Annotated in this window: 5 protein-coding genes; 4 read left to right on the plus strand and 1 reads right to left on the minus strand. The window is 65.7% G+C overall.

What is annotated here, in order from left to right; genetic code table 11:
* Positions 1 to 176 precede the first annotated feature (176 nt).
* Together JNN06_RS05625 and JNN06_RS05630 are read left to right on the plus strand one after the other, a co-directional pair.
* Complete coding sequence (locus JNN06_RS05625) at positions 177 to 1052, plus strand: branched-chain amino acid aminotransferase (protein WP_291238616.1); 876 nt, start codon at positions 177 to 179, stop codon at positions 1050 to 1052.
* A gap of 11 nt (positions 1053 to 1063) precedes the next feature.
* Positions 1064 to 1756, plus strand: a complete 693-nt coding sequence (locus JNN06_RS05630) for a site-2 protease family protein (RefSeq protein ID WP_291238617.1) — start codon at positions 1064 to 1066, stop codon at positions 1754 to 1756.
* Between the two features lie 36 nt (positions 1757 to 1792).
* On the opposite strand, the gene JNN06_RS05635 is transcribed toward JNN06_RS05630, so the two are convergent.
* On the minus strand, positions 1793 to 2272 hold the full coding sequence (locus JNN06_RS05635) for a hypothetical protein (protein WP_291238618.1): 480 nt from the start codon (positions 2270 to 2272) through the stop codon (positions 1793 to 1795).
* Between the two features lie 168 nt (positions 2273 to 2440).
* Between JNN06_RS05635 and JNN06_RS05640 the strand changes: the two genes are divergently transcribed.
* Together JNN06_RS05640 and JNN06_RS05645 are read left to right on the plus strand one after the other, a co-directional pair.
* Positions 2441 to 2896 carry a universal stress protein gene (locus JNN06_RS05640; protein WP_291238619.1) on the plus strand — a complete coding sequence of 152 codons (456 nt, stop codon included), beginning with the start codon at positions 2441 to 2443 and terminating at the stop codon, positions 2894 to 2896.
* Positions 2896 to 3309, plus strand: a 414-nt coding sequence (locus JNN06_RS05645; protein WP_291238620.1) for a DUF2867 domain-containing protein, incomplete at its 3' end; no start/stop codon positions are given. The genes JNN06_RS05640 and JNN06_RS05645, both read left to right, overlap by 1 nt.

The following is a 3309-nucleotide window of genomic DNA, read 5'->3' on the forward strand; positions in this document are numbered from 1 at the left end:
TCGGCGATGGCCTCGGCCAAATGGGGCCGGAACCGGAAACGCGGTTCCGGCCCTGCGGCATGGCAGGACCGCTTCTACAGCACTGACGGAGGCTCACCCCGGGCGGGCAGGCGCCCCCCTCTGGACCTTCCCCCGGCGCGGTGCTTTAGTCGCCCGCAGTTCAGGAGAGGTTTCACATGGCATTCGGCACGCATATCCGCACCTATTTCGAGGGCCAATGGCATGAGGGTGACATTCCGGTCATGCGGGCGGCGGATCATGGCATCTGGCAGGGGTCATCGGTCTTTGACGGGGCGCGCTTCTTTGACGGCATCGCCCCGGATCTCGACAAACATCTGGCGCGGGTGAACCGCTCGGCCGAGGCGCTGATGATCACCCCCACGATGACGCCGGAGGCCATGCTGGAGATCGCGCGCGAGGGCCTCAAGGCCTATGCGCGGGATGAGGCGGTCTATATCCGGCCGATGTACTGGGCGATTGACGGCTCGGATCTGGGCATTGCCCCGCTGGAAAATTCCACCGGCTTTGCGCTGTGTCTGGAGGCTGTGCCGATGGCCCCCGCCCATGTCAGCACGACGCTGACCCGCACCCGCTTTCGCCGCCCCGTGCTGGAGGATGCGGTCTGCAATGCCAAGGCGGGCTGCCTTTATCCCAACAATGCCCGCATGTTGGTGGAGGCCAAGGCCAAGGGCTTTGGCAATGCGCTGGTGGCCGATGCCTTGGGCAATGTGGCCGAAAGCGCCACGGCGAATGTGTTCATCGTGAAGGATGGCGTGGTGTTCACGCCGGTCGCCAATGGCACCTTCCTCTCGGGCCTGACACGGGCGCGCCATATCGCCAATCTGCGGGCAGACGGGATCGAGGTGCAGGAAACCGTGCTGAGCTTTGCCGATGTCGCGGCGGCGGACGAGGTGTTCCTGTCGGGCAATTTCTCCAAGGTGACCTCGGTATCGCGCTTTGACGACACGACCTATCGCAGCCGCGCCATGACCGACCGCATTCGCGGGCTTTACATGGATTGGGCCCATAGCGCGCCGGCGCGGATGTTGTAACGGGGGCGGCTTTGGACAATACGCTTTTCCGCTTTCGCGGCATTTTCGGCATCGAGGTAGAGGTGCAGCCATCAGCCGCCTTTCTGCTGGCGATGATGGCGGGGCTTTCGCTGATGCGCGGCGGCGATCTGGGGCCGGTGCTGATCTTCTTTGGCCTGCTGGTGCTGTCGGTCTATCTGCACGAACTGGGCCATGCCTGGGGATGCCGCGTGCAAGGCGTGGCGGTGCGGCGCATCGTAATTCATGGCGGCGGCGGGTTTTGCGAGCATCAGCGCAGCACGAACCATCAGGATGAGCTGATCGTGGCGATGGGGCCGCTGGTCAATCTGGCACTGTGGGCGATTTGCGGGCTGGCGATGCAGGGGTTCTACAACCTGATGCTGTCGAACCCTGAGGCGCTGCCGATGGGATTTGCCATGCAGCTGTTCAGCGCGCTGGCGCTGGCCTCGATGCTGAACCTGTTCCTGTTTTTCTACAACATGGTGCCGGTGCAGCCGCTGGATGGCGGCAAGCTGCTGCAACTGGGGCTGCGGCGCCTGATGCCGCCCGCGCAGGCGATGCGGGCGACCGGCGCGGTGGGCGTGGTGTTTTGTGTGCTGTGGTTTCCGGCGATGATCTGGGTGTTCCTCAGCTATGGCTGGCTCTTGCTGTTCATCCCCTCGCTGCCGCTGCATCTGGCGATGATGCGCGGCCAGTTCCGCTAGACCCGATTTTTCGTCGAAAAATCGCGTCCCGCGCGCTTAGTGCAGCACCGGCGGCGCGGCGGGTTTGGCGGGGCCTTCCGCCGGGAACAGCGCGGCGAGCGACAGGCCTGCGCGGATCAGCCCGGCATCCATGCGCCCCAGGGTCAGATCGGCCAGCGCGATGCGCGCCAGCCCGGTCTCATCGCGGCGCATATGGTGCAGCATGGTCATCAGCGCGGCCTCATCCGGCGTGGCCTTGCCCCGGCAGCCGGGGCACAGCGGATCGCCAAAGCGCAGGCCCTGCCCCTCGCGGGCCTTGAGCGTGGCTTGCAGCACCGCGAGCAGCCCCTGCGCCAGCCTGGCGCCATCGCTATGGCCCCAGCGCTCGGTCGCGGTGCCATAGGCCAGGATCCAGGCCTGGGTTTCCGGCTTTGCAAAGCTGGTGAGGAAATGTCGCACCACCGCCAGCAGCCCCTGTTCGGTCTCGTCTAGCCCGAGGCTGTCCACCGTTGCCGAGACCGTTTCCATCCGTGCCATTTGCGCCTCCGATCGGGAAAGGGTCTGGCGACGGGCTTGACCTGCAAGAAGTGACCTGCGCGCATTTCCTACAATTTTACTCGGATACACGCAAGCCCCTTTGGCCGGAGGAGAAGCTGGACAAGTGGCTGCGGCGCCGTCATGTTCATCACGACAGGGAGAGTCGACATGCGGAAGTTCTTGGTCGTGCTGGATGACAGCCGCGAATGCCTCAATGCCATGCGCTATGCCGCCTTGCGGGCCGCCCATACCGGTGCGGGGGTGCAGATCCTGTCGATCATCCCGCCCGAGGAGTTCCGGCACTGGATGGGCGTGGCCGATCTGATGCGGGCCGAGGCGCGCGAGCGGATCGAGGCGCATTTCGAGGTTTTCGCCAAGTGGATGCGGGACAAGCAGGGGGTGAACCCCGAGCTGGTGATCCGCGAGGGCGACCCGGCGACCGAGATTCTGGCGCAGGTGCGGGCCGATACCGAGGTAGGGGTATTGGTTCTGGGGGCGGGCACCGAGAAATCCGGTCCGGGGCCGCTGGTCACCACGCTCAGCCGCAATTCCGGCTCGCTGCCGATCCCGATCACCATTGTGCCGGGCGACATGTCGAAAGAGCGGCTGGAGGCGATCACGTGATGGCGGCCGTGACTGCCCCCGCCTTGGTCGCGCCCAGGGCGGCGCTGGTTTATTATGACCGGCAGGCGGTCACCCTGCCCCGGCCTCTGGGGCCGGTGGAGGCCTGGAACCGCATCATGGCGGCGCCTTTGCCGGGCATGGCGCTGGCCTTTCGGCTGCGCGATGCGATCTCGGCCCGGTTCGGGGTGCAGCGGATCGGCGGGTTTTCCGGGCGCGCGGTGGCGGCGCCGCAGGTGGGCGAGCGGCTGGATTTCTTTCTGGTCGAAGGGGTCAGTGCCGATCAACTGGTGCTGACGGCGCGGGACCGGCATCTGGATGTGATGATCTCGGTCGATGTGGCGGGCGCGGATTTGGCGATCACGGCGAGTGTCGTGACGCATAACCGCTTTGGCCGGGCCTATATGCTGCCCGTC

It is taken from the genome of Gemmobacter sp., assembly GCF_016792925.1.
In the GTDB taxonomy this organism is placed as follows: domain Bacteria; phylum Pseudomonadota; class Alphaproteobacteria; order Rhodobacterales; family Rhodobacteraceae; genus Gemmobacter.